This window comes from Xylanibacillus composti, from assembly GCF_018403685.1.
Classification (GTDB): Bacteria; Bacillota; Bacilli; order Paenibacillales; family K13; genus Xylanibacillus; species Xylanibacillus composti.
Window position 1 is genome coordinate 1 of sequence record NZ_BOVK01000059.1, and the last position, 1,358, is coordinate 1,358.

A 1,358-nucleotide genomic window follows, 5' to 3' on the forward strand; every position below is an offset into this window, starting at 1 on the left:
ACCTACCAACTGTAATTTGTTCGTCTCCAAGGGTTGTTTCGGATTTAGCCTTTTCATAAAAGTAAGTAGCATTATTTAATATGCCATCAAAGGTATAAAACTGATCAAGTCCAAATTTATGTGTAAATTCCCTCAGCTAGATTGTGCTACATAATGCGTGTTACTTTTGAAGCGGACCTAGGGCGATTCTCGCGCCATTCTAGATACTCTGCCATGTCGAGATACTTCTTTCCTGCAGCCCACTTCTCATCTTGCTCCATGAGTAAAGCGCCGATGAGACGGATCACAGATTCCCGATTAGGAAAGATGCGAATGACGCGTTCTCGGCGACGAACCTCTTCATTCAAGCGTTCTACACTGTTTGTGGTTCGCAGGCGTTTGCGGTACTTCTCAGGAAGGCTTAATACAGCTGTAGCATCGTCAAAGCCGGTTTCTAATGTCCGCATAGCCTTAGCTGCCTTTTCTTCATACGCGGCAATCGTTTGGTTCAGCAACATGCGAGCAGCCTCCGGATTGGGCGCTTCTAAGATAGCACGTACATGTGTGTGAATCTCGTCTTTGAGACTCTTCGGAGATGCATCAAGGACATTGCGCATGAAATGCGTCTGACACCGCTGCCAGGTTACGCCCTGGAGTTGCTGCCGAATAGAGCGAACTAAACCGCCGTGATCATCGGATACAACTAGATCCACCCCACGGAGACCGCGCGTTTTCAACCAACTGAAGAATTCTGTCCAGCTTTCTTCAGATTCGGTGTCACCTAGCATGATGCCCAAAACCTCACGATGGCCGTCCGTGTTCACACCAATACCGAGCATGACACCGCGAGAGCGAACACGACCGTCTTCACGAACCTTTAAGTACATGGCATCAACGAGGACAAAGGGATACCGGCTATCGCCTAGAGGACGGTTGTTCCAGGCCGTTACAATCGGATCCAGACGCTTACATAGATCCGAGACAGTAGATTTCGAGAACTCTGTTCCACAGAGTTCCTCCGTCACTTGAGAAACCTTGCGGGTAGAGACACCATTGATGACCATTTCCATCATGGCCAAGATTAAAGCTTGTTCACTACGCTGGTATCGTGCAAAAAGTTCAGTTGTAAACTTGCCGCCACGAATACGCGGTACGCTAAGCGTAATGGTCCCAATCCGAGTATGCAGCTGATGCGGATACGATCCATTACGGTAGCCTTGTCGATTCTCTGTACGTTCATAGCGATCTGCTTCCACTTGTTCACTCACCTGCGCTTGTAAGACTTGGTTCAGTACAGATTCGAGCAACTTCGCTACACCTGCATCTTGAGAATTCCCTAAAAATAATTGCTGTAAAAGTTGCGAATCTACGTTAATCTG

General features: G+C 47.7%; 1 protein-coding gene. It reads right to left on the reverse strand.

The features are described 5' to 3' along the window. Positions 1 to 146 precede the first annotated feature (146 nt). Positions 147 to 1,358 (reverse strand): IS256 family transposase (locus XYCOK13_RS17865; protein ID WP_244865243.1); only part of this gene is annotated, 1,212 nt, incomplete at its 5' end.